The sequence below is a fragment of the Streptococcus sp. E17BB genome (genome assembly GCF_041807725.1).
GTDB lineage: Bacteria > Bacillota > Bacilli > Lactobacillales > Streptococcaceae > Streptococcus > Streptococcus entericus.
Genome location: NZ_JBGTZC010000012.1, coordinates 21,050 through 42,572 on the forward strand (window position 1 = coordinate 21,050; position 21,523 = coordinate 42,572).

24 protein-coding genes and 1 pseudogene are annotated in these 21,523 nt (G+C 41.6%); 16 read left to right on the top strand and 9 right to left on the bottom strand.

Translation table 11 applies throughout. From position 1 onward, the window contains the following. The first annotated feature begins 45 nt into the window (after positions 1 to 45). A complete protein-coding gene (locus tag ACERC7_RS04310; protein WP_373666228.1) occupies positions 46 to 354 on the top strand; it encodes a hypothetical protein in 309 nt (102 codons plus the stop codon). Between the two features lie 199 nt (positions 355 to 553). Here ACERC7_RS04310 and ACERC7_RS04315 read toward each other — a convergent pair whose 3' ends face one another. Next, entirely contained in the window at positions 554 to 1,429 is an 876-nt protein-coding gene (locus ACERC7_RS04315; RefSeq protein WP_373658702.1) for a YitT family protein, read from the bottom strand. Between the two features lie 388 nt (positions 1,430 to 1,817). Here ACERC7_RS04315 and ACERC7_RS04320 point away from each other — a divergent pair. The 4 genes and pseudogenes from ACERC7_RS04320 to ACERC7_RS04335 all read left to right on the top strand — a co-directional run bounded on the left by ACERC7_RS04320 (position 1,818) and on the right by ACERC7_RS04335 (position 5,768). Next, a pseudogene (locus ACERC7_RS04320) lies at positions 1,818 to 2,402 on the top strand (GNAT family N-acetyltransferase). A gap of 17 nt (positions 2,403 to 2,419) precedes the next feature. Then, entirely contained in the window at positions 2,420 to 3,442 is a 1,023-nt protein-coding gene (trpS, locus tag ACERC7_RS04325; protein WP_373658701.1) for a tryptophan--tRNA ligase, read from the top strand. Between the two features lie 224 nt (positions 3,443 to 3,666). Beyond that, positions 3,667 to 4,218 (top strand): lanthionine synthetase LanC family protein, encoded by a 552-nt coding sequence (locus ACERC7_RS04330; RefSeq protein ID WP_373658700.1) that lies wholly within the window; start codon positions 3,667 to 3,669, stop codon positions 4,216 to 4,218. Then, positions 4,218 to 5,768 (top strand): ATP-binding cassette domain-containing protein, encoded by a 1,551-nt coding sequence (locus tag ACERC7_RS04335; RefSeq protein ID WP_373666229.1) that lies wholly within the window; start codon positions 4,218 to 4,220, stop codon positions 5,766 to 5,768. The genes ACERC7_RS04330 and ACERC7_RS04335 overlap by 1 nt, the downstream gene beginning before the upstream one ends. 160 nt (positions 5,769 to 5,928) lie before the next feature. Here the strand turns inward: ACERC7_RS04335 and ACERC7_RS04340 are convergent, their stop codons facing one another. Next, positions 5,929 to 6,069 (bottom strand): hypothetical protein, encoded by a 141-nt coding sequence (locus ACERC7_RS04340; protein WP_373658698.1) that lies wholly within the window; start codon positions 6,067 to 6,069, stop codon positions 5,929 to 5,931. A gap of 15 nt (positions 6,070 to 6,084) precedes the next feature. Next, positions 6,085 to 6,279 (bottom strand): hypothetical protein, encoded by a 195-nt coding sequence (locus tag ACERC7_RS04345; protein ID WP_373658697.1) that lies wholly within the window; start codon positions 6,277 to 6,279, stop codon positions 6,085 to 6,087. A 129-nt stretch (positions 6,280 to 6,408) separates the two neighbouring features. Between ACERC7_RS04345 and guaB the strand changes: the two genes are divergently transcribed. Both guaB and ACERC7_RS04355 read left to right on the top strand, forming a co-directional pair. Continuing rightward, positions 6,409 to 7,893, top strand: coding sequence for an IMP dehydrogenase (gene guaB, locus ACERC7_RS04350; RefSeq protein ID WP_373666230.1), 1,485 nt, complete (start codon positions 6,409 to 6,411; stop codon positions 7,891 to 7,893). Between the two features lie 147 nt (positions 7,894 to 8,040). Beyond that, entirely contained in the window at positions 8,041 to 8,907 is an 867-nt protein-coding gene (locus ACERC7_RS04355) for a GRP family sugar transporter (RefSeq protein ID WP_373666231.1), read from the top strand. Between the two features lie 45 nt (positions 8,908 to 8,952). Here ACERC7_RS04355 and recF read toward each other — a convergent pair whose 3' ends face one another. After that, on the bottom strand, positions 8,953 to 10,044 hold the full coding sequence (gene recF, locus ACERC7_RS04360; protein WP_373658694.1) for a DNA replication/repair protein RecF: 1,092 nt from the start codon (positions 10,042 to 10,044) through the stop codon (positions 8,953 to 8,955). Then, entirely contained in the window at positions 10,020 to 10,493 is a 474-nt protein-coding gene (gene yaaA, locus ACERC7_RS04365; RefSeq protein WP_373658693.1) for a S4 domain-containing protein YaaA, read from the bottom strand. Before yaaA ends, recF begins: the two co-directional genes overlap by 25 nt. Positions 10,494 to 10,615: 122 nt before the next feature. Between yaaA and yfmF the strand changes: the two genes are divergently transcribed. From yfmF to ACERC7_RS04410, 9 genes are all read left to right on the top strand, one after another. Beyond that, the gene (yfmF, locus tag ACERC7_RS04370) at positions 10,616 to 11,866 is read left to right on the top strand and encodes an EF-P 5-aminopentanol modification-associated protein YfmF (protein ID WP_373658730.1); all 1,251 of its coding nucleotides are present in this window, start codon (positions 10,616 to 10,618) and stop codon (positions 11,864 to 11,866) included. Then, a complete protein-coding gene (yfmH, locus tag ACERC7_RS04375) occupies positions 11,866 to 13,140 on the top strand; it encodes an EF-P 5-aminopentanol modification-associated protein YfmH (protein ID WP_373658692.1) in 1,275 nt (424 codons plus the stop codon). The genes yfmF and yfmH overlap by 1 nt, the downstream gene beginning before the upstream one ends. A gap of 62 nt (positions 13,141 to 13,202) precedes the next feature. Then, positions 13,203 to 14,126 carry a helix-turn-helix domain-containing protein gene (locus ACERC7_RS04380; RefSeq protein WP_373658691.1) on the top strand — a complete coding sequence of 308 codons (924 nt, stop codon included), beginning with the start codon at positions 13,203 to 13,205 and terminating at the stop codon, positions 14,124 to 14,126. A 9-nt stretch (positions 14,127 to 14,135) separates the two neighbouring features. Then, the gene (gene pgsA / locus ACERC7_RS04385) at positions 14,136 to 14,675 is read left to right on the top strand and encodes a CDP-diacylglycerol--glycerol-3-phosphate 3-phosphatidyltransferase (RefSeq protein ID WP_373666232.1); all 540 of its coding nucleotides are present in this window, start codon (positions 14,136 to 14,138) and stop codon (positions 14,673 to 14,675) included. Continuing rightward, on the top strand, positions 14,675 to 15,496 hold the full coding sequence (locus ACERC7_RS04390; RefSeq protein ID WP_373658689.1) for an energy-coupling factor transporter ATPase: 822 nt from the start codon (positions 14,675 to 14,677) through the stop codon (positions 15,494 to 15,496). Before pgsA ends, ACERC7_RS04390 begins: the two co-directional genes overlap by 1 nt. Then, complete coding sequence (locus ACERC7_RS04395) at positions 15,472 to 16,320, top strand: energy-coupling factor transporter ATPase (protein ID WP_373658688.1); 849 nt, start codon at positions 15,472 to 15,474, stop codon at positions 16,318 to 16,320. Before ACERC7_RS04390 ends, ACERC7_RS04395 begins: the two co-directional genes overlap by 25 nt. Then, the gene (locus ACERC7_RS04400) at positions 16,308 to 17,105 is read left to right on the top strand and encodes an energy-coupling factor transporter transmembrane protein EcfT (RefSeq protein ID WP_373666233.1); all 798 of its coding nucleotides are present in this window, start codon (positions 16,308 to 16,310) and stop codon (positions 17,103 to 17,105) included. Before ACERC7_RS04395 ends, ACERC7_RS04400 begins: the two co-directional genes overlap by 13 nt. Before the next feature lie 158 nt (positions 17,106 to 17,263). Beyond that, a complete protein-coding gene (locus ACERC7_RS04405) occupies positions 17,264 to 17,770 on the top strand; it encodes a LysM peptidoglycan-binding domain-containing protein (RefSeq protein WP_373666236.1) in 507 nt (168 codons plus the stop codon). A 296-nt stretch (positions 17,771 to 18,066) separates the two neighbouring features. After that, the gene (locus tag ACERC7_RS04410) at positions 18,067 to 18,609 is read left to right on the top strand and encodes a transglycosylase SLT domain-containing protein (protein WP_373658684.1); all 543 of its coding nucleotides are present in this window, start codon (positions 18,067 to 18,069) and stop codon (positions 18,607 to 18,609) included. Positions 18,610 to 18,642: 33 nt separating this feature from the next. Here ACERC7_RS04410 and ACERC7_RS04415 read toward each other — a convergent pair whose 3' ends face one another. Genes ACERC7_RS04415 through sdaAB form a run of 4 tightly spaced genes read right to left on the bottom strand, consistent with a single transcriptional unit; the run spans position 18,643 to position 21,428 of the window. Next, complete coding sequence (locus ACERC7_RS04415; RefSeq protein ID WP_373658682.1) at positions 18,643 to 19,278, bottom strand: HAD-IA family hydrolase; 636 nt, start codon at positions 19,276 to 19,278, stop codon at positions 18,643 to 18,645. After that, a complete protein-coding gene (locus tag ACERC7_RS04420; protein ID WP_373658681.1) occupies positions 19,259 to 19,858 on the bottom strand; it encodes a histidine phosphatase family protein in 600 nt (199 codons plus the stop codon). The genes ACERC7_RS04415 and ACERC7_RS04420 overlap by 20 nt, the downstream gene beginning before the upstream one ends. Next, positions 19,855 to 20,727: an L-serine ammonia-lyase, iron-sulfur-dependent, subunit alpha gene (gene sdaAA, locus ACERC7_RS04425; protein WP_373658680.1), complete on the bottom strand. Its 873-nt coding sequence runs from the start codon at positions 20,725 to 20,727 to the stop codon at positions 19,855 to 19,857. Before sdaAA ends, ACERC7_RS04420 begins: the two co-directional genes overlap by 4 nt. Before the next feature lie 29 nt (positions 20,728 to 20,756). Next, on the bottom strand, positions 20,757 to 21,428 hold the full coding sequence (gene sdaAB / locus ACERC7_RS04430; protein ID WP_373658679.1) for an L-serine ammonia-lyase, iron-sulfur-dependent subunit beta: 672 nt from the start codon (positions 21,426 to 21,428) through the stop codon (positions 20,757 to 20,759). Between the last annotated feature and the right edge of the window lie 95 nt (positions 21,429 to 21,523).

The following is a 21,523-nucleotide window of genomic DNA, read 5'->3' on the forward strand; positions in this document are numbered from 1 at the left end:
TTATATTATACAATATATTTATCAAAAAAGAAAGCAGAAACAGTTATGGATAGAAAAAAAGATTCAAAATCATTTTTTATCAACTTAGTTGGTATCTTCCTTTACGTGGTACTATCAGAGGTCAGTCTAATTTTTGTGTTTAGAAATGACATCCTCAACGGTTTTTACCAGCCTTGGAAATTTTATGCCATCGTCATAGCGATTGTCCTGATCAACTTGTTGACTGGACATAGTCTCTACAAGCACTATAAGAAGGAACTTGAAAAAACTAAAAAAAAAGTTGACAGACCAGTAAAGATCGTCAACTCTGTCAAGCTGTTGTCAATCTTAAATAAAAAGAAACATGTGATGTAAACGTTCAGACTTACTTTACTGATAAAGTGGCAGTGTCATCGGTTATACTCATTCCGCTTCCACCACTATAATAGCTCTTTTATTCTATAGTATTGAACTAACTATACCAAACATTATACTCGATCAAAAGGTTTTGGTAACCCTTAGGGTAAAAAAACAGGTTTACAGAGGCATCAAATTCTGTAAACCTTCTGTTAATCTAAACTGGTGGCAGGACATCTTCTTCACTAATTTCAAAAGATTTGTGTAGACTGAAGCCGCGTCCCATGACTTGAGTAGCAGGCATGATAATGATAAAAGCTGCAGGGTCAATTTTTTGGGCAAGGTGTTCAATGGTCGGCACTTCGACTGTTAAAACAGTGATCATCAGCATACGTTTTTCACGACCTGTATAGCCACCAAAAATAGGAATTTCAGTGACACCACGGTTGGCTGCTTCCGCCACTTTTTCCTTGATTATGGCTGATTTTTCTGAAATAATCATGATATTTTTCGATGACTGGAATCCTGCTATCATTAGATTGACGACATAGCCTATAATCAGTAGGGCAATAATAGAATAGAGGACAGTGTCAATATTTTTAAAAGCGATGAGACCGGTTAAAACAACAATACCATCGACAATTGTCATAGCTACACCCAGAGATAAGGGTGTGTATTTGTGCAATATCCAGATGGGAATACTGGTCCCCCCTGTTGAGGAATTGCCCATAAAGACTAATCCCATACCAACTCCAAGGATAATAGCACCGAAAACAGCTCCTAAAAGCTGATTTTGCGTCAAGCTAGGCATTTTAGCAGTCAGATTGATAAAAATTGGAAAAACAAAAGAACCATAGAGTGTCGAGATAAAGGTCGATTTTCCTAAAAAGAAATAGCAGAGCACAAGTAACGGAATATTGATAGCGAGCGCAACTGTTCCAGCTTCCCAACCAAACATGGCTTGTAAACTCAAGGAGAGTCCTCCGATACCACCAGAAACGATGTTATTTCCAGCCATAAACCCATTTATACCAACAGCAGCAATGAAGCAACCAATGGTTACTAGGGCATAGTCTTTTATTTTTTTTACCATGTTTTTCTCCTTATCTATAGTTTCACGTGAAACGTTGATAATTCTATTATGACTGATAAGAGGTTAATCGTCAAGGGTGCGAATGATTTTATCACCTTGACAAGCACCATAAAATTAGCTAAAATAAGCCTATCAGATAGAGTAATAAGAATACTGTCTCTAGAGAGTTGGCGGTGCTGTGAGCCAATGGCAGAGCTTGTGAAATGGGCTGATGGGTGAAAACCATACAGAGAATGCAAATCCATAAGCATCGGGTGCACTCCTTATCGTGTTAATAGAGATGACAGAGTTGTCAATATGCTGTCAAGTAGAGGTGGTACCGTGTCAACCCAGACGCCCTCACGCTAGTTTTTTAGCGTGGGGATTTTTTGTTAGAAAGGAGTTTAGGATGAAAAACATCTATCAATTGTTAGCTGAACATCAGGTTTTAGAAACAGAACGTCTCTTGCTCCGTCCAGTGACCCTAGCAGATGCCGAAGAGATGTTTGCTTAAGCTTGTGATCCTGACAATGTCCGCTGGTCTTTCATGCCGAACCAATCCTTAGATGAAACCAAACATATTATTGCGTCAATCTATTTAGCCAGCCCATTTGGTCGCTGGGGAATTGAACTAAAAGAGACAGGGCAATTTATCGGAACCTTAGACATGCACAACTTAGTTGAAGCTGTCGGACGAGCAGAGTTTGGGTACACACTGAACAAAGCCTTTTGGAATCAAGGGTACATGACAGAGGCGGCTCAAGCCTTTCTTAACTTGTTTTTTGAAGATCTTGGCATGAACTGCCTGATTTCTCGTCATGATCAGGAAAACCCTGCTTCAGGTCGAGTTATGGCAAAAATCGGGATGCAGTTTAGTCACGAGGAACCCTATGCCAAACGAGACGAAAATGACCCTGACCGCATTGTCACTGTGATTCATTACCGACTGACCAAAGAAGCCTATTTTAATCAGGTTGACAAGCCTGTCAATTAACTGTAAAGGAGAACATCATGACCAAACCCATTATTTTGACGGGAGACCGTCCTACTGGAAAATTGCATATCGGGCACTATGTTGGCTCGCTGAAAAACCGTGTCTTGTTGCAAAATGAAGGCAAGCACGACCTCTTTGTCTTTCTGGCCGACCAGCAGGCGCTGACGGACCATGCCAAGGAACCACAGACCATCGTGGAATCTATTGGGAACGTTGCCCTGGATTACTTGGCAGCCGGTCTTGACCCAGAGAAGTCAACCATTTTTATCCAGAGCCAGATTCCAGAGCTGGCCGAGCTGACTATGTACTACATGAACTTCGTCTCTCTTGGTCGTTTGGAGCGCAATCCAACTGTTAAGACAGAGATTGCTCAAAAAGGGTTTGGAGAGAGTATTCCGACGGGCTTCTTTGTCTACCCCATTGCCCAAGCGGCAGACATCACAGCCTTTAAAGCCAATCTCGTTCCTGTTGGCACTGACCAAAAGCCGATGATTGAGCAAACCCGTGAGATTGTCCGTAGCTTTAACCACACCTACAACTGCGAAGTGCTGGTCGAGCCAGAAGGCATGTACCCTGACAATGAAGCAGCAGGTCGCCTGCCAGGCCTTGATGGCAATGCTAAAATGTCCAAATCCCTCAATAATGGTATCTATCTGGCAGACGATGCTGATACGGTCAAGAAAAAAGTCATGTCCATGTACACCGATCCCAACCATATCCGTATCGAAGACCCAGGCAAGATTGAGGGCAATATGGTCTTCCATTACCTTGATGTCTTTGGCCATGAGGAGGATAAGGCAGAGATTGCAGCCATGAAAGAGCACTACCAGCGTGGCGGACTTGGCGATGTCAAGACCAAACGCTATCTCCTTGACATCATGGAGCGTGAGCTGGCGCCCATTCGCGAACGCCGCTTGGAATTTGCCAAGGATATGGGCGAGGTTTACCGCATGCTGGAAATGGGCAGTGAAAAAGCCCGTCAAGCAGCGGCTCAAACCTTGTCAGAGGTCAAAGCTGCTATGGGGATTAATTATTTTTAAAGAAAACATAACATCAAGTAGGAAATCATTTGTTTTCCTGCTTTTTATGTTGTGCTTGATTAAAAATTAAAAAATTTTTGATGTTAAACTGTTTTTTTTTTTTTTTTTTTTAGAAGTGATAACGAATAAATAAGTGAGGCAGCTGATAGATGTCATTAAATAACAGTTTCAGATGCTAATACGATTCTAATGTTTTAATAAAAGCGTAGAAATTTTATTCGAATTTGCTGAGCACTTTCATAAGTGTTCAGAATTATCGCTTTTATAAAATTTTCTATAAATATATCAAAGGTATTAATTCTTCTTTTAAAGTTTTTTCTCCATATTTATATGATGGCATTGCTGGTGTAGGTTATACTTGTTTAAGGCTTTATCAAACGACAAAGAAAGAATTTTATTATACTCAATTAATAAATATTATAAGCGCTTCTTTGTTTGAATTGACATCATTTGTTACTTATATGAGAGGTATGGCTGGTATAGTTGATTTTTTATTGGATTGTCTATTTGTTATTAAAGATAGTAATTTGAAAAATAAAATATTATATAAAATTGAAAAGTTAATAGATAGTATGTCTTTATATTTTGATGATGAACAAGGACTTTTCTTAGGGGAACAATTGTTCAAATTGTCTGCTGATTTAGTATCAGGAACATCAGGGATTTTATTAGTAATGAAACGTTACATGAATTATAAAAATGATGGCGTTTTAACAGTTAGTCATTTTATCAATCTTGATGAGGAAACTAAATTATTTGAAGGGGAAATTTATTAATGGTTTTGCGTCAATTTATCAGTAAGAGATATTTTTTATTGTCCCTAATGTTTGCTATTTTGAGTGGTATGGGAACTTTAGTTGTTCCTGTTATTATATCTAGTGTGACTGATGCTGTTCAGAAATCAGATTTAAACTTATTGATTACAGGTATTATTTTTGGAGCAGTTGCTTTTTCAGTCAATCAACTATTTTCTTTCTGTTTTGACTATTATAAAGCCAAACTTAGTCAATTTTTTTTACAGACAGCAAAAAATGCTATATTTCAACAGTCTTTTAGTGAAAAAGAAAGTTATGATGTTGTTCAAAATATGATGTTCAATGATTTGAGTTTACTGGAAGAGAATTATCTGCAAGCTTGGAATCAACTAATTTATTCACTTAGTTTTTCAACTGTTTCAGCGGTATATATTTTTATGATCAATTGGGAATTAGCTATCATTTTTATGGTATTCGCTATTTTTCCCATTGTTTTCCCAAAATTATTTGAAATACAATTACAAAGGGCAGTTGATATCTGGTCAAATGAAAATAAAAAGTTCATCAAAGATTTTACTGAATCGTTTAAGGGAATTAGTGTTATAAAACACTCTCGTCAAATGTCTTATTTTTTTCATCGGTTGATGTCTCAGTTGATACGTTCAGAGAAGGCAAATTTTGATAAAAAATTAGCACCTGTAGTGATGAACTTCTATCTGGGATTGACGGTAGGTGTCTGCCTTCTGCTTCCGTTTGGGATAGGTGGTTATTTTGCTGTACAGGGAAAATTATCAGCGGGTTCCCTTTTAGCTGTTTTTCTAGCTTCTGATCGCGTGATTGCTCCACTTGAACGTGCAATGGGACAGTGGAGTGCTATCAAATCAACAAGACCAATTTTGGAGAAAGTGACGACTTTTTTTGAAGATAGCTTTGAATTAGATAGTAGCAAGGGAGCTGGTTTTGCTGTTGAATCATTAGATTTTGTGACAGCAACAATTGGTTATGATAATCCGCTTTATGAATTGACGAGATCCCTTAGACCTAACGATAAAGTGTTATTGACAGGTAAATCAGGTTCAGGTAAATCAACTTTATTTAAAGTATTGTTTCGTCAGCATCATCTTTTATCTGGGCAGATTATGATAAATGGTCACCTTCTTGAAACGATTCCAAGAGCAGATCTCTATTCTAGTATTGGCTATGTGCCACAGGATGTGATTTTATTTGATGACACGATTGGCTTCAATGTCACCTTGGGACGAGATATTCCTCAAGACGAGGTTAGCAATGTGTTGGATAAAGTTGGTTTAGGAGATAAGGACTGCCATACTGTTGTTGGAACAGACGGTTGTCTACTATCGGGAGGGGAAAAAGCCCGAGTCATATTGGCTCGAGCTTTGGTAGGCAAATATTCGCTAATTTTGATTGATGAATTTTCAGCGTCTTTAGATAGAGAAGTTGCTAGGAGTATTCGCCAATTGCTTTTTGATATGGATGTGACCATAATTGAAATTGCTCATCATGTTGAAGAGTCTGATAAGGTCCGCTATAGTCAGATTTGGGAACTCTAAGTTAGTAAAAACCGAGCTTGTCTGGTAAAAAAGTCACCTTCCGTTCTTGCTGGTGGCTATGGTTTCTTTTTTGATAATAGCTGATAAGGACTGTAGTATCAACCAGTCATCTCAGATGAAACCTGCCAGCTCTGCTATTTCCCTAAAAAATACTTAACGATTAAGGCTTCATCTTGTTAATCATCAGCCAAAGGAGAGTCATGTAGGATAGGACAAAAATAGCAAAGCCTGACCAGCCGAAGTGCTTGATAATAGCTCCACTAATGGCTAGCGGGAGAACCTTAGTTGCAAGGTTATCCAATCTTTTTTAGTCATGCTAGTCCTTCTTTCTCACCTTAACCCAAAGGTAAATGTGCAGCCCGATGTGGTAGAGGATATAGCCGATAATCAGGGCGATGGTTAAAAACTCAAGAAAACCATAGAGAGGACCTAAGACAGGTATCTTTAGCAGATAAGGCCTTAGAATGGCTAATATGAGGATAACTACTAAAGAAAGCAACTGTTTTTTCATGGTAAACCCTCCTTTTCATCTCTTATGATAGCATATTCCGAAACATTTATCAAAACTTTGCCTTAGCGGTTGACAAATGATTTTAGCGTGATATGATAGTAACAATAAACACAGAAAGAGGTTATGTTAATGTCAAATTGGCAGACAAAATTTTTGAAAAAAGGGTTTACTTTTGATGATGTGCTCCTGATTCCAGCGGAGAGTCATGTGCTTCCTAACGAAGTAGATATGAGTGTCCAGTTGGCGCCTAATTTGACCTTGAATATCCCAATTATCACCGCAGCGATGGATACTGTAACCGAAAGTGCAATGGCCATTGCGATGGCGCGTGCGGGTGGTTTAGGTGTTGTCCATAAAAACATGTCCATCGAGGCTCAAGCTGAGGAAGTGCGCAAGGTAAAACGCTCTGAAAATGGTGTGATTATCGATCCGTTTTTCTTGACACCAAACCATACGATTGCTGAGGCTAATGAGTTAATGGGCCGTTATCGCATCAGCGGTGTGCCTGTGGTTGAAACCATGGAGAACCGTAAATTGGTTGGCATTTTGACCAATCGAGATTTGCGTTTTATTTCTGACTATAATCAGCCGATTTCAGACCATATGACCAGCAAGAATTTGGTGACTGCACCTGTTGGAACTGACTTGAAAACAGCCGAGCAGATTCTCCAGGAACACCGTATCGAAAAGCTCCCCCTAGTGGATGGAGACGGTCGTTTATCTGGTCTCATCACCATCAAAGATATCGAGAAGGTTATCGAGTTTCCAAATGCTGCTAAAGATCAGTTCGGTCGTCTCTTGGTTGCAGGAGCTGTTGGTGTGACATCTGATACCTTTGAGCGAGCGACTGCACTTTTTGAGGCAGGAGCGGATGCGATTGTCATTGATACAGCACACGGACATTCAGCAGGTGTCTTGCGCAAGATTGCTGAAATTCGTGCGACCTTCCCTGATAAAATCTTGATTGCAGGTAATATTGCGACAGCTGAAGGCGCTCGTGCCCTTTATGATGCAGGGGTTGATGTGGTTAAGGTTGGTATTGGTCCGGGTTCGATTTGTACCACTCGTGTTGTCGCAGGTGTTGGTGTGCCTCAGATTACAGCCATTTACGATGCGGCTGGTGTGGCGCGTGAGTACGGCAAAACCCTCATTGCTGACGGAGGCATTAAGTATTCTGGAGATATTGTTAAAGCCTTAGCAGCTGGTGGTCATGCGGTCATGCTTGGTTCAATGCTGGCGGGAACTGATGAAGCCCCAGGAGAAACAGAGATTTTCCAAGGACGCAAGTTCAAGACCTACCGTGGCATGGGTAGCCTCGGTGCCATGAAAAAAGGCTCAGGAGATCGCTATTTCCAAGGTTCTGTCAATGAAGCCAATAAGCTTGTGCCAGAAGGGATTGAGGGACGTGTCGCCTATAAAGGAGCTGCTGCGGATATCGTCTTCCAAATGGTTGGTGGTATCAAGGCTGGTATGGGCTATACGGGTGCTGCGACCATTCAAGACCTGCATGATAAGGCACAGTTTGTAGAAATGAGCGGAGCAGGTCTGATTGAGAGCCATCCGCACGATGTTCACATCACCAACGAAGCACCAAACTATTCCATCAGCCGCTAAGAGGCTTGACAAAAACCGAACATTTTTGTAAAATAAATAAAGGAGTGGGAAAAGACTTGTCTTGACCTACTTTTTTATCTTAACTGTATTGTTTACAAACTTGTCAACAATGTTGATAGAGTTGTAAATATCGTGTAAAGGAGTATCATGCAAGGAATTTTATATGCTCTAGTCCCTATGATTGCTTGGGGGAGTCTTGGTTTAGCGAGTAACAAGATTGGGGGAAATGCTAATCAGCAGACCTTTGGTGTGACTTTGGGAGCTCTGCTATTTGCCACAGTGACTTATCTGATTGTTCAGCCGAACCTAACTCTTAACTACTGGATTTTTGGGATTTTAGGTGGATTGCTCTGGGCAATGGGTCAGAACGGTCAATTCTCCGCCATGCAGTATATGGGAGTGTCAGTGGCTAACGCCTTGTCAGGTGGTAGCCAACTGGTTGTCGGTAGCTTGATTGGTGCCTTTGTTTTTGGAGAATGGGCAAAGCCAATTCAGTTTATTCTCGGTAGCATAGCCCTGGTTAGTTTGGTTGTTGGGTTCTATTTTTCTAGTAAAACTGACCCTGACAAGTCAGTTGACACTTCTGTCAATTACGACATGAAAAAAGGCTTTATCGCCTTGGCTTATTCGACCTTCGGTTATGTCGCTTATACTGTTTTGTTCAATAATATCATGCACTTTGAACCGCTGGCAGCTATTTTTCCAATGTCAATCGGTATGGTACTAGGAGCTGCTGCCTTTATGAGATTTAAGCTATCTTTTGAACCTGTTGTGCTTAAAAATGCCTTGGTTGGTCTTCAATGGAGCTTGGGAAATATCTTCATGCTTTTTGCGGCTTCCACAGCTGGTTTGGCAATTGCCTTTAGCTTTTCACAATTAGGGGCTATTATTGGGATTATCGGTGGTATTATCTTTCTCGGTGAGAAAAAGACCGCTAATGAAATGCGCTGGGTTTACATCGGTATTGCTTGTTTCTTGGTCGGTGCCATCTTGTTAGGTGTTGTTAAGTCTTAATAGATTGACAGATTTGTCAATGTAATATTAAAAAACGGACGATGTTCAGTCCGTTTTTATCGTGCCGTTTTCCACATGGAAAATTTTCAAATCCTCAGGCAAGCCTTTTAGATGGTCAAGGCTGGTTGTAGTGATGAAAGTTTGAACATTCTCTTTGATACCTTCTAGTAGTTTCATTTGGCGCTTATTGTCCAGTTCACTCATGACATCGTCAAGGAGTAAAATCGGGTAATCTCCTGTCTGTTGCTTGAAGAGTTCAATTTCTGCCATTTTTAGTGATAGAATCAAACTGCGATGCTGTCCTTGACTACAAAAGTCAGCAGAGATGCCATTGATGGCAAAGGTGAGGTCGTCCCGATGAGGACCGATAGAGGTATTACGTTTGAAGATATCTCGTTGATGATTGCTTTCGAGTTGCTTGACAAAATTATCTTTTAAAGTTGACAAGTCTGTAAATTTGATACTTGACTGATAAGTCAAACTGATATGTTCCAGTTGATTTGAAATCGCGTAGTGGTTTTTGTCTGCTTCGATAGTTAGTTGGTCAACGAAGTCAAGTCTATGTTGAATGACACGGCTACCATAATCCGCTAATTGGTCATCAAGAACAGATAAAAAGACAGTGTCAACCTTATCTGTTGACTTGAGGTAGCTGTTTCGCTGTTTAAGGACATGATTATAGTTTGATAGGTCTGACAAGTAGAGTGGCTTAATCTGACCGAGGTCAATATCCATAAACTTACGCCTTAAATTTGGCGACCCTTTAATCAGTTGTAAATCTTCAGGCGCAAAGAGGACAACTGTCATCTTGCCGATATAATCAGATAGCTTGTTTTGTTTGAGGTGGTTTAGTTTACAGACTCTGCCTTTATCTGTCAAGGTAATGTCAAGTGGAAGTTTACCACTGGTGCGGTGGACTAGGCCGCTAATCGTAAATGATTTTTCGTCGAAGTTAATTAGTTCTTTATCAAAGCGTATTCGATGGCTTCGGGTCAAGGCTAAGAAATAGATAGCCTCTATCACATTAGTTTTACCCTGAGCGTTTTGACCGATAAAGATGTTAAGTTTAGCAGAGAAATCAGTCGATAGTTCTTTGTAATTGCGGTAATTGGTTAGCTCAATGCGTTCAAGCCACATAAGTCTACTCCAGGGAATCGCACTGCTGGCTTGACAGGGTTGTCAACTTTGCGGTAAGTTTGCGTACGATTAACAGCAGTATTTTTATTTTTTTCAGGGTAATGTTTTTTGCTTTGAGCTGACTTTTTCGGCCGAGCTTGTTGCTTTTTAGTTGCCTGATTCATTTTTTTTACCAATTCTGCGATTCGTTTTTTCTCTGCAATATCGAGTTCGTGCTCTGCTATTTCAAAAGCAGTTGGTGCGACAATTACAATAGTCTGTTCAAGATCAGTAAGATCAATTTTATCACCGATACGGAGTTTTTTGCCGCGTCGTTTCTCATCCTCACCGTTAACCAGAACGGTGTTTTCGGCTAAAAATGCCTTGATAGCACCGCCACTTTTAATGATACCTGTGTCTTTCAGTAGAGCTTGCAGGGTGATGAAATCCGTGAAAAGTTTGTAGTCCATAATCGTATCCTCCAGATGTTACCAGACTATTATAGCATAATTGTCTCAATCGACGTCTTTTTTGGTCATGTCTTAAATAAAATGTTATAATGAAGGGACTATCATCTAAGGAAAAGGAAGCTATGCAGATTGTTGACGGTGTTTACCTACACGTTGTTCAGACAGAAAAATTTAAGACCAACCATCTGACTTGCCGATTTTCAGCAGATGTGAGTAAGGTGAATAAGGCCAGACGAGCTCTGGTAGCACAGATGCTAGCAACAGCGACTTCTGATTACCCCAGCCCACGATTACTTCGTCAAAAATTAGCTGAGCTCTATGGGGCAGGCTTATCCACTAAAGTGACTACGAAAGGCTTGGTTCATCTGGTGGACCTCGACCTCAGTGCTGTGGGAAGTGAATTTGCTCTGGGTGGTGAGGACACGGTCAATGAATTGATGGCTCTCTTACGCAGTATTTTGTTCAATCCTTTACGGACGGTCGAGCAGTATCAAACAAGTATCTTTGACATGGAAAAGGCTAATCTGATTAACTACCTTGAAGCAGATAAGGAAGATATTTTTTACTACAGCGATTTGGAACTAGACCAGCTTTATTTTACGCATAATAGCCTCAAACAATCTAGCTATTCAACACCTGAACAGGTTGCCAAGGAGAATTCCTACACTGCTTTTCAGGAATTTCAGCGCATGTTGAGGGAAGACCGTATTGATATTTTTTTAGTGGGTAAGATTGATGAGTATAAAATATTACAAGGGCTTCATCAGTTGCCTTTTTCTCCTCGTCAGGTCTCTTTGAACTACCAGTACCAACAAGATCTAACCAATATTACACGAGAAAAATTAGAAACGAAGCAGGCCAATCAGTCTGTGTTGGACCTGGCTTACCATGTGCCCTCGGTCTATGGTGGAGAAGATTACGCTTCGCTCCTCGTCGCCAATGGTTTATTGGGACTATTTCCGCACTCTCTTTTATTTACAGAGTTACGGGAAAAAGCAGGGCTGGCCTACACAATTTCGAGTCATTTAGAACCTTTTCAGTCTGTTTTGAAGATTCAGACAGGAATTGATCGAGACCAGCGTCAGCGTGTGATGCAGCTCGTGACCAAACAACTCCATGCCTTGAAATCAGGGCGTTTTACCAGTGATTTAGTGAAGAAAACCAAGAAAATGCTGGTCAATAGCGCAGCCTTGTCCGAAGATTATGCCAAATCTCTGATTGAGTTAGCCTATAATCGGTCTGTTTTTGGAGAGAAAGCGAAGACTTTGTCAGAATTTCAGCAAGAGGTTCAGGCAGTGAGCAAGCAAGATATTGTTCGCTTGGCGAATAAGATAAAGTTGCAAGCAGTTTATTTTATGGAGGGGGAGCAATAATGGCATTAGAGCAGATAGCCTTTCCACACTTAAATGAGACCATTTATCAAGGGATTCTACCTTCTGGGCTACGCCTAATCGTTATTCCTAAGTCGGGTTTTAAAGAAAACATAGGGATGTTATCTGTTAGGTTTGGTGGGATTGACACTGAGTTTACAGTAAATGATCAAAAGATAGCCACAGGCGCTGGACTAGCTCATTTTTTAGAGCATCAGGTATTTGAGAATAATGGGAAGCAGGATTTTTCTCAGAAGTTTACAGGACTTGGTTCTGATTCAAATGCTTTTACAAGCTTTACAACCACTAATTATTTTTTCTCAAGCGTTGATCAGCTGAATGAAAATTTAGAGCTGCTGATTGATTTGGTAAGTCAACCAAGGTTTACAGAAAATTCTATCAAAAAAGAACAATCAATCATTAGTCAAGAGATTGACATGTATCAGGATGATCCTGATTACAGGCTTTACAGCAGTTTGTTAGCAGGTCTTTTTCCTGAGACACCTTTAGCGGTTGATTTGGCTGGAAAAGTTGACAGCATAGCCAAGATAACGTTGACAGATTTGTCAAATGCCTTTGAGACCTTTTATCGACCAGAAGGGATGACCCTTGTTGTTATTGGGGATGTGGATGAAAATGTCGTTTATAAAAGATTGACAGACTTGACAAGCCAGATGATACAACAGACACCGGTTAGGGTATCACGCTCTGCTATTTCTTATCAACCTGTTGTCAAAAAGCAGTCACTGCAATTAGATGTCAATATGCCGAAATTGGGAATTGGTTTTCGCCACGAACCTATTCAGGACAGTAGCCTCTTTTATAAGACCGCTTTAAAATTATATCTAAATATGCTAATCGGTTGGACATCAAAGACTTATCAACAATGGTATGATGACGGAAAAATTAATGATTCGTTTGATGTGGTGATAGAAGTTGATGAGCGATTCCAATTTGTTATGGTTTTACTTGATACTAACGAGCCGATTGCTATGTCAGCCAAAATCAAACAGGCGCTCAAAAAAGGGAAATCAAGTAAGGATGTCTCTGAAGAACGGTTATTCAGTCTAAAAAAAGAACTTTATGGTGAATTTCTAATGTCACTGGATCGCCCAGATGAATTGGCAAGTGCATTTTTAGAACATTCTACACAGGAGCTTTTCTATCTTGACGTGCCTGATATTTTAGACCAATTGACTCTTGAGAACGTCTTGTTAATCGGAGAGACTTTCTTTCATTCGGCAGATATTGCAGAAGTGACGATTTTTCCTCTCTAGGGGCTGGATAAGTTAGAAAAATTTGCTATAATAGAATTAATCACAACAAAGGAAGACGACAAATGAATAAAACGACTGGAGATTTGCTTCGCGAAGCAAGAACTAAAAAAGGATTAGCTCTCCAAACCATTGAGCGCTCAACAGGAATTGCGACCCACAATTTACTAGCTATCGAGTTGGATCAATTTTCATTGATTGATGCAGATAAATTAGAGCAGTACTTGAGAACCTACGCTGAGGCTGTTGATTTAGACTTTGCAAATCTAGGGTTTGAAACAACGGAAGAACCTGTAGCGGAGGTGGCAAGTCAGGTTGAACAGGTTGAGGAACCATTTAAGGTCTCTAGTTTTGATGAGTTGGTCAAATCAGAGGACCCAGAGTATGTTCCATCCTCTGTGACCTCAACAACGCTTCGCCGTAGCGGGCGTAACAGCCATTCTCAAAAATCAAGCTCAGGCAAGGGGAACAGATTTCTCGGTCCAATATTGACCTTATTGGGTCTTGCAACCTTGATTTTTGCTGGCTTTATGCTTTATAAAAACTATTTAGCAGACTTTCTGACTGCCAAAACGAATACGGCCAATGAGACGGTAGCATCAGTATCAACAACACCATCAAGTTCAGAAGTATCAACAACTCCTAGTGAGTCAACTCCTCCTACTCCAGCAACTCAATTGGCAGTCACAGGTGGCGGTGAAGCAATTACAGTTGCGGTGACAACTGCTCAAAAACCGATTAAGGTTGAGTTATCATTATCAGGAGCAGAGCGTAGCTGGGTCGCTTTGAGTAAATCTGATATTGCAGGAGGTGTTACCCTATCCAGTGAGCAACCAACCTATACCGCAACCTTGACAGAAGGTGCAACTCAAGCTGTTCTTGAGATGGGCATTACTGAAGGGGTAACCATCAAAGTTAACGGTCAAGAACTTGACAAGACTGCTCTCACCGCGACTGCTTACAGCATTGTGACCTTTAATATTCAGTAGGGTTAGTTCATGTTAAAAAAAGAAAATATACCTAACCTTCTAACGGTGATGAGAATCGTGATGATTCCTCTCTTTCTCATCTTCGGTTCAGTAAATGGTTTGGTCTGGTATCGTGTTGCTGCTGTGATTTTTGCTCTGGCAAGCTTGACCGATTATTTAGATGGTTATCTGGCCAGAAAATGGCAAGTTGTCACAAATTTTGGTAAATTTGCTGACCCTTTAGCAGATAAAATGCTGGTCATGAGTGCCTTTATCATGCTAGTTGGAGCAGACTTAGCCCCAGCTTGGGTGTCTGCTATCATCATCTGTCGAGAACTAGCGGTGATGGGTCTGCGGTTACTTTTGGTTGAAACTGGAGGCGAAGTGCTTGCGGCAGCCATGCCTGGTAAGATTAAGACTGTTACTCAAATGCTATCAGTCATTTTCCTGCTATGGCATTGGACGATGATTGGTCAGTTAACGTTATATGTTGCCTTGTTCTTTACGATTTACTCTGGCTACGATTATTTTAAGGGAGCGAGTTTCCTGCTCAAGGATACTTTTCAGTGATGATAGATCTTAAACAAGTTTATTTTAAGTATGATGCCCAACGAGAGGATTATGCGCTAGCTAACCTCTCATTTCACGTGAAACAAGGTGAATGGGTATCCATTATCGGACATAATGGCAGTGGCAAATCGACTGCTGTTCGATTGATTGATGGGTTATTAGAAGCTCATTCGGGAGAAATTAGAGTTGCTGGTCAGGTCTTGTCCGAGGAAACGATATGGGCGATTCGTCGAAAAATCGCCTTTGTTTTTCAGAATCCTGACAATCAATTTGTTGGGTCAACAGTAGAAGATGACGTGGCATTTGGTCTGGAAAATCAAGGCTTATCGCATGAGGAAATGGAAAAACGTGTGACGGAGGCTCTTGACTTGGTTGGAATGTCTGCTTATCGAACCAAGGAGCCTGCGCGTTTGTCAGGAGGACAAAAGCAACGTGTTGCCATCGCTGGAGCACTTGCCTTGCAACCTGAGATTATTATCTTGGATGAAGCGACCAGTATGCTAGACCCAAAAGGTCGGCTGGACTTAATCACCCTGATGAAGCAGTTGCGAATACGGTCAAATCTAACGGTCTTATCGATTACCCATGACTTGGACGAAGTAGCGCTGAGTGATCGGGTGTTGGTGATGAAAAAAGGCCAGTTGGTTCTGGATACGACACCACGCGAACTATTTGCCAAAGGTGATGAATTGCTTGACTTAGGTCTTGACAAACCGTTCTCTAGTCAGCTGGCTGAGGCGTTAGCACTCGATGAACAGCTCGGCTATTTATCAGAAAAGGAGTTAGAAGACTACCTATGGGGATTACACTTAGGGGAGTAAATTACACCTATCAAGAAGGGACGCCTTTTGAAGGGCGCGCTCTTTTTAATATTGACTTGGGGATTCTGGATGGGTCCTATACGGCGGTTATTGGACATACGGGTAGCGGTAAGTCAACGATGATGCAGCTTCTGAATGGGCTTAATATACCGACCAAAGGAGACGTTCAGGTTAATGGGGTGACCATTTCAGCCAAGAGTAAACCAAAATCAATCAAGCAGTTACGCCAACAGGTTGGAGTGGTCTTTCAATTTCCAGAGAGTCAATTATTTGAAGAAACGGTTTTAAAAGATGTTGCCTTTGGTCCGAAAAATTTTGGTAAGACTACTGAGGAAGCTGAGAGCATTGCTCGGGAAAAGTTGGCTCTGGTTGGGATTTCAGATGATCTATTTGAAAAAAATCCCTTTGAGTTATCTGGTGGGCAGATGCGTCGAGTGGCGATTGCTGGGATTTTAGCAATGGAACCAACAGTTCTCGTTCTAGATGAACCAACTGCTGGTCTTGATCCTAAAGGACGTAGGGACTTGATGGCTTTATTTAGTCAGTTACACGCATCAGGAATGACAATCGTTTTAGTCACTCATTTGATGGATGATGTCGCTAACTACGCGGATCAGGTTTATGTTCTAGAGGCAGGTCGATTAGTCCTGTCAGGTTCTCCCCAAGAGATTTTCCAAAAGGTTGACCTGTTAACTGAAAAACAACTTGGCCTACCAAAAGTAACGACCTTTGCTCAGCGCCTAAGGGAGCGTGGTGTAGCGATGGACCGTTTACCAATTACCATCGATGAGTTTAAGGAGGTGATGCGGTCATGGACAAACTGATTTTAGGGCGCTATGTTCCAGGGCAGTCTGTTCTTCATCGTCTTGACCCTCGAAGTAAGTTGCTGGCGATGATGATGTTTATTCTCATCATTTTTTGGGCAAATACTCTTGTCACAAATGTCTTAGCTCTAGCACTTGTCCTTGGTTTGGTTTTCCTGTCTCGGATAAGCCTATCTTACTTTATCCAAGGCATTCTGCCGCTGCTTGGGCTTATTGCCTTTACAACCATGTTTCAGCTCTTTTTCACCTCTGCTGGTCATCCAATCGCTAATATTTGGTTTTTAACTATCACAGATAAGGGCTTTGAGATGTCGTTGTTGATTTTTTCGCGGTTTTTGCTGATTATCCTATTTTCAACCTTATTGACCCTTACGACAACTCCTTTGAGTTTATCAGATGCGGTCGAAAGTCTGTTAAAACCCTTGAAACCACTGAAAGTACCTGCTCATGAGATTGGGCTCATGCTGTCGTTAAGCTTGCGCTTTGTTCCAACCTTGATGGATGATACTGTACGTATCATGAATGCCCAGAGGGCAAGGGGGGTGGATTTTGGAGAAGGAAACCTGATTCAAAAAGTCAAATCAGTCATTCCAATTTTGGTTCCTTTATTTGCTTCAAGTTTTAAGCGGGCTGAGAGTTTAGCTCTTGCGATGGAAGCCAGAGGCTATCAGGGGGGTGATGGTCGGACAAAATACCGACAATTATCTTGGCAACACCGAGACACCCTTACTATTTTTGGGATGATGTTATTTGCTGTCGCTCTTTTTTACCTTAAAAATTCTTAACATCAACTCATCGAGCAAGAAAATATGATCTTTTTGTTATATTTGTCATTGCAACTCAATCCTGTTGTAAAAAACTTTCGTTAAGATAGGGGTATTCATCAGAAAGGAGTTACATGATGACAGTATTAACAATAACGAAAAAACAACTGATTAAAGGCATGTTTGCGGCATTTGCTTTTACAATGATAACCTATGGATGTCATGTTTCGGCAGAGACTTACACCGTAAAGGCAGGTGATACCCTGTCTCAGCTAGCTCAAACATATAAGACAACCGTATCAGATTTGGTCAAGTTGAACCAATTAGACAATGCAGATGTAATCTACGTTGGTCAGTCATTGGAATTAGGTGCTGCTGAGAAACAAGAAAATTCATCTGTCACAGCTGTTTCAGAAATAGTGCAAAATCAGCCATCAACCTCTTATGTGTCTCAACTCAGTGTAGCAGATGCTGCTACCAAAGAAACCATCGCCTTTAAAGAGTCAGGCGGCAGTTACACTGCTCAGAACGGCCAGTATTATGGTCGCTATCAATTGACCTTGTCTTATTTGAATGGGGATCTGTCTCCAGAAAATCAAGAGCGTGTGGCTGACACATATGTTAAAAATCGTTATGGATTATGGTCGGCAGCCCTTGCCTTTTGGCAGGCTAATGGCTGGTATTAAATGACCAAAAAAGTTTTTAACACAAGATATTGTGAAGAAATAAATGATAAGAACTACATCTTGTGTCTCATAATAGATAAAAAGAACAGGTAAAATATATCATTTTACCTGTTCTTCACTTTATTGATATAGTTAGACACTGTTTTTTAATCATTTTGTAATATATAGACCGTAGAATAGTCTTGTTACCTAAAATAAAAAAGGATATAAGGTATATGTCTCAATTAAACCATAAAAATCTGAAAACAAGATTGCTATCAGTTCTAAGTGCTTTTTCAATTTTGGCGTTTGGCCTATTGCTAACAAAATTATTTGTTCAAGACTTACCACGTACTATTGCTTTGGCGGATACTCAGAAAGTACCCTCTAGCCAGTCAGAAAAAAACGTATTCTTAACAACCTTGCCTCCTCAGCTAAAATTAGCTGAGCCTAAGGTTTCTATCAAGATAAAGCCTACTGAACCTGAGGTGATAGCTGAGGAGCCAGTCGTTGAATCAGTTGAAGTCGTTTCAGAATCGGCTGTTCAATTTACCCCTGTCGTGTCAACTTATACAGCAGGTAGTTATCCAACAGTTTTGTCAAATGGAAATACAGCAGGTGCTGTGGGAACGGAAGCAGCAGCTCGTATGGCTGCAGCAACAGGTGTTCCGCAAGCAACATGGGAATACATCATTGCACGTGAGTCCAATGGCAACCCAAACGTTGCAAATGCTTCGGGTGCATCTGGTCTCTTCCAGACCATGCCTGGCTGGGGTTCAACGGCAACTGTTGATGACCAAATCAACTCTGCCCTCAACGCCTATAACAATCAAGGACTTGCTGCTTGGGGCATGCAATAAGTCATAAAGAAAAGGAGCGATAAAAGCTCCTTTTTATGATGATTGAAAATAGCTGAGCAGGTCAGCAGGCTTATCCATCATCGCCTCTGCACCGTGGTCTAATAGCTCCTGTCTATTCCCAAACCCCCAAGCTACACCAATTGGGTGAACACCTGTTTCACGTCCGCCAATCATATCGTACTTGGTGTCGCCTATGATATAGCAGTTTTCTGGCTGAAGTTGATAGTCTTGTAAACAACTTCTAATCACATCTGATTTATGATGATGGCTTGCAGTTGCACCATAAATGCCAGTAAAGTAATGTGATAGTCCTAACTTGCCTAAAACATTTTTAGCAGCTTCTTCTTGCTTGCTGGTAGTGACAAAAAGCTGATAGCCCATGCTTTTCAGTGCAATCAACAGCTCAGTTATTCCAGCATAAACTGTATCATGATATATTTCCTGATGTTCGTAATAGTTTCGGAAATAGTTGACTGCCTTGTCAACTTCAGTATCATGGTTGAAGAACTGTGAGAAGGTAAATCGTAAGGGAGGTCCGATAAAGGTCATCAGCTGATCTTGGGCAGGACAGACGAGCCCCATTTGCTCAAAACTATGTTGAAAGCTATCAATAATATCCAGACTAGAGTCAACTAAGGTGCCATCCAAATCAAAGAGCAGTGTAGTCATAGGATTCTCCTGTAAAGAGGTTGTAAAGGGTGATTGACAATGGTGTCAAGTTGTCAAAAACTAACTCAACCACAAAGGGCATCAGGGTCTTAATTCGTTCAAAATCAGCTAGACCAAATTTAGGATTGTAGTAATTGAGCATGGTTGAGATGGCTGTGCCATGCGACGAGACAATCAGCTGTTCTGCTCGGCTATTTTCCAACAAAACCGTCAAGGCAGCAATAGTTCGGTGCTGAACCTCAGCTAGTGACTCGCCGCTGTCGCTGTGCTTGTAAGCAAAGTCCTGCCACTGGTTAGCCGTAAAGGTTTTGAAGTCCTCAATCCAGACGTCGTCAATCTTACGCTCACGAAAATCAGCCATTAGCTCAATGGACAGTCCCAGCTGATCAGCCACGGGTTGAATGGTCTTCACAGCTCGCTTGTAAGGGCTGGAAACAATCTGATTTATCGGTCTTTGCTTAAAGAAGTCAACCAGCAGTTGGCAATCCTGTTTGCCTTTGGCGGTCAGCTCTCTGGTTGCATCGTCATGATTGTCATAGTTAGGCTCGGCATGCCGAACCAGATAGACGGTTTGTCTCATTCGCCAAAAATCTCCTTGCTGTAGAATTTTCCTGTCGGGGTGGCGGCTAGACCGCCCTCGGCAGTTTCTTTGAAAGCGGTTGGCATAGCCTTACCAACCTGATACATGGCATCGACTACCTCATCCACAGGAATTTGTGAGCAGATACCAGCCAATGCCATATCTGCTGCAATGAGGGCAAAGGAAGCCCCGAGGGCATTTCGTTTGACGCAAGGGACTTCGACAAGACCAGCCACAGGATCGCAGATCAGTCCTAGCATGTTTTTGATGACAAAGGCAACGGCTTGACTGGCTTGAAAGGCTGTACCGCCAGCAGCCATGACCAGGGCAGCCGCTGACATGGCAGAAGCTGATCCCACCTCAGCCTGACAGCCTCCTTCAGCCCCAGAGATGGAGGAGTTATTGGCAATGACCAGACCAAAAGCCCCTGCGGTGAAAAGAAAATCCAACTGCTGGTCAGTGGTCAGCTGCAATTTGTCAATGGCAACGTTGAGCACTGCAGGCAAGCAACCTGCTGAGCCAGCTGTCGGTGTTGCACAAATCAAGCCCATCTTAGCATTGAGCTCATTGACCGCCATAGCGTTTCGGACCGCATATAAAACCGTGCTATCAGACAGGGTCTTTCCTGCTTGGATGTACTTGTCCATACGAACGGCATCGCCGCCTGTCAGACCGCTTAGAGACTTACTTTCGGTCAAGCCGTTGACCACCGAAGACTTGAGGACTTCGAGGTTTCTGGTCATCATCACTCGGCTTTCATCAGCTGTCCGCCCTGTCAGCTCAGTCTCGGTTGCTAGCATGAGTTGGGCCACAGAGCCCTTGAAATCATGATCTGCCTGTTCAACTAATTCTTTAATGGTGTAAAACATAGGAATCCTTTCTTGACAAGGTTGTCAACTTAATCAAAGAAATTGACATTATGTAGGTGAGGTATGTTGATAATCTGATTGACAGCTTGTTGACAGTTTCTGGAGTCAACCTCAATAATCATGATGGCCTTCTCTCCTGCTGCCTCACGGGTCACCGTCATCTGGGCAATGTTGATGTCATGCTGGGACAAAATCTCAGCCACCTGAGCAATCATCCCAGGAATATCCTGATGAACGATAATAATGGTTGGGATATTCATCTTGAGCGACACTGAAAAACCGTTCAATTCAGTCACCTCGATATTGCCACCGCCGATGGAAATACCTGTAATGCTCATGGACTTGTCACCCTTTTTCACCGTGATTTTTGCCGTGTTGGGGTGAGAGGCATTGCTGTCTTTGATGATGTCCCAGTAGATACGAACACCTTTTTGGTGGGCGATTTCGAGAGAATTTTTGATGTCTGGATTGTCTGTTTCCATGCCTAAAATACCAGCGACTAGAGCCAAGTCAGTCCCGTGTCCTTTATAGGTTTTGGCAAAGGAGTTATAGAGATGAAAGGTGACCTCCTCAGGGATGTCACCGAAGATAGAATGAACAATTTTTCCAATACGAACAGCACCTGCTGTGTGGCTCGATGACGGTCCAATCATGACCGGACTGATAATGTCAAAAACTGACTGGAAACGTAGGGTTTTCATAAGGCACTCCTTGAATTGTAACTGCTTCAATTATACCACATTTGGGCAGGTCAGAAGACTTTCTCAGTAATTTTTGATATGATAGATAGGAACAT

What these genes read in the sequence shown, in the direction of transcription:
- ACERC7_RS04310 (WP_373666228.1), top strand. Translation starts at nt 46, where the DNA reads ATGGATAGAAAAAAAGATTCAAAATCATTTTTTATCAACTTAGTTGGT.
- ACERC7_RS04315 (WP_373658702.1), bottom strand. Translation starts at nt 1,429, where the DNA reads ATGGTAAAAAAAATAAAAGACTATGCCCTAGTAACCATTGGTTGCTTC.
- trpS (WP_373658701.1), top strand. Translation starts at nt 2,420, where the DNA reads ATGACCAAACCCATTATTTTGACGGGAGACCGTCCTACTGGAAAATTG.
- ACERC7_RS04335 (WP_373666229.1), top strand. Translation starts at nt 4,218, where the DNA reads ATGGTTTTGCGTCAATTTATCAGTAAGAGATATTTTTTATTGTCCCTA.
- ACERC7_RS04345 (WP_373658697.1), bottom strand. Translation starts at nt 6,279, where the DNA reads ATGAAAAAACAGTTGCTTTCTTTAGTAGTTATCCTCATATTAGCCATT.
- guaB (WP_373666230.1), top strand. Translation starts at nt 6,409, where the DNA reads ATGTCAAATTGGCAGACAAAATTTTTGAAAAAAGGGTTTACTTTTGAT.
- ACERC7_RS04355 (WP_373666231.1), top strand. Translation starts at nt 8,041, where the DNA reads ATGCAAGGAATTTTATATGCTCTAGTCCCTATGATTGCTTGGGGGAGT.
- recF (WP_373658694.1), bottom strand. Translation starts at nt 10,044, where the DNA reads ATGTGGCTTGAACGCATTGAGCTAACCAATTACCGCAATTACAAAGAA.
- yaaA (WP_373658693.1), bottom strand. Translation starts at nt 10,493, where the DNA reads ATGGACTACAAACTTTTCACGGATTTCATCACCCTGCAAGCTCTACTG.
- yfmF (WP_373658730.1), top strand. Translation starts at nt 10,616, where the DNA reads ATGCAGATTGTTGACGGTGTTTACCTACACGTTGTTCAGACAGAAAAA.
- yfmH (WP_373658692.1), top strand. Translation starts at nt 11,866, where the DNA reads ATGGCATTAGAGCAGATAGCCTTTCCACACTTAAATGAGACCATTTAT.
- ACERC7_RS04380 (WP_373658691.1), top strand. Translation starts at nt 13,203, where the DNA reads ATGAATAAAACGACTGGAGATTTGCTTCGCGAAGCAAGAACTAAAAAA.
- pgsA (WP_373666232.1), top strand. Translation starts at nt 14,136, where the DNA reads ATGTTAAAAAAAGAAAATATACCTAACCTTCTAACGGTGATGAGAATC.
- ACERC7_RS04390 (WP_373658689.1), top strand. Translation starts at nt 14,675, where the DNA reads ATGATAGATCTTAAACAAGTTTATTTTAAGTATGATGCCCAACGAGAG.
- ACERC7_RS04395 (WP_373658688.1), top strand. Translation starts at nt 15,472, where the DNA reads ATGGGGATTACACTTAGGGGAGTAAATTACACCTATCAAGAAGGGACG.
- ACERC7_RS04400 (WP_373666233.1), top strand. Translation starts at nt 16,308, where the DNA reads ATGGACAAACTGATTTTAGGGCGCTATGTTCCAGGGCAGTCTGTTCTT.
- ACERC7_RS04405 (WP_373666236.1), top strand. Translation starts at nt 17,264, where the DNA reads ATGTTTGCGGCATTTGCTTTTACAATGATAACCTATGGATGTCATGTT.
- ACERC7_RS04415 (WP_373658682.1), bottom strand. Translation starts at nt 19,278, where the DNA reads ATGACTACACTGCTCTTTGATTTGGATGGCACCTTAGTTGACTCTAGT.
- ACERC7_RS04420 (WP_373658681.1), bottom strand. Translation starts at nt 19,858, where the DNA reads ATGAGACAAACCGTCTATCTGGTTCGGCATGCCGAGCCTAACTATGAC.
- sdaAA (WP_373658680.1), bottom strand. Translation starts at nt 20,727, where the DNA reads ATGTTTTACACCATTAAAGAATTAGTTGAACAGGCAGATCATGATTTC.
- sdaAB (WP_373658679.1), bottom strand. Translation starts at nt 21,428, where the DNA reads ATGAAAACCCTACGTTTCCAGTCAGTTTTTGACATTATCAGTCCGGTC.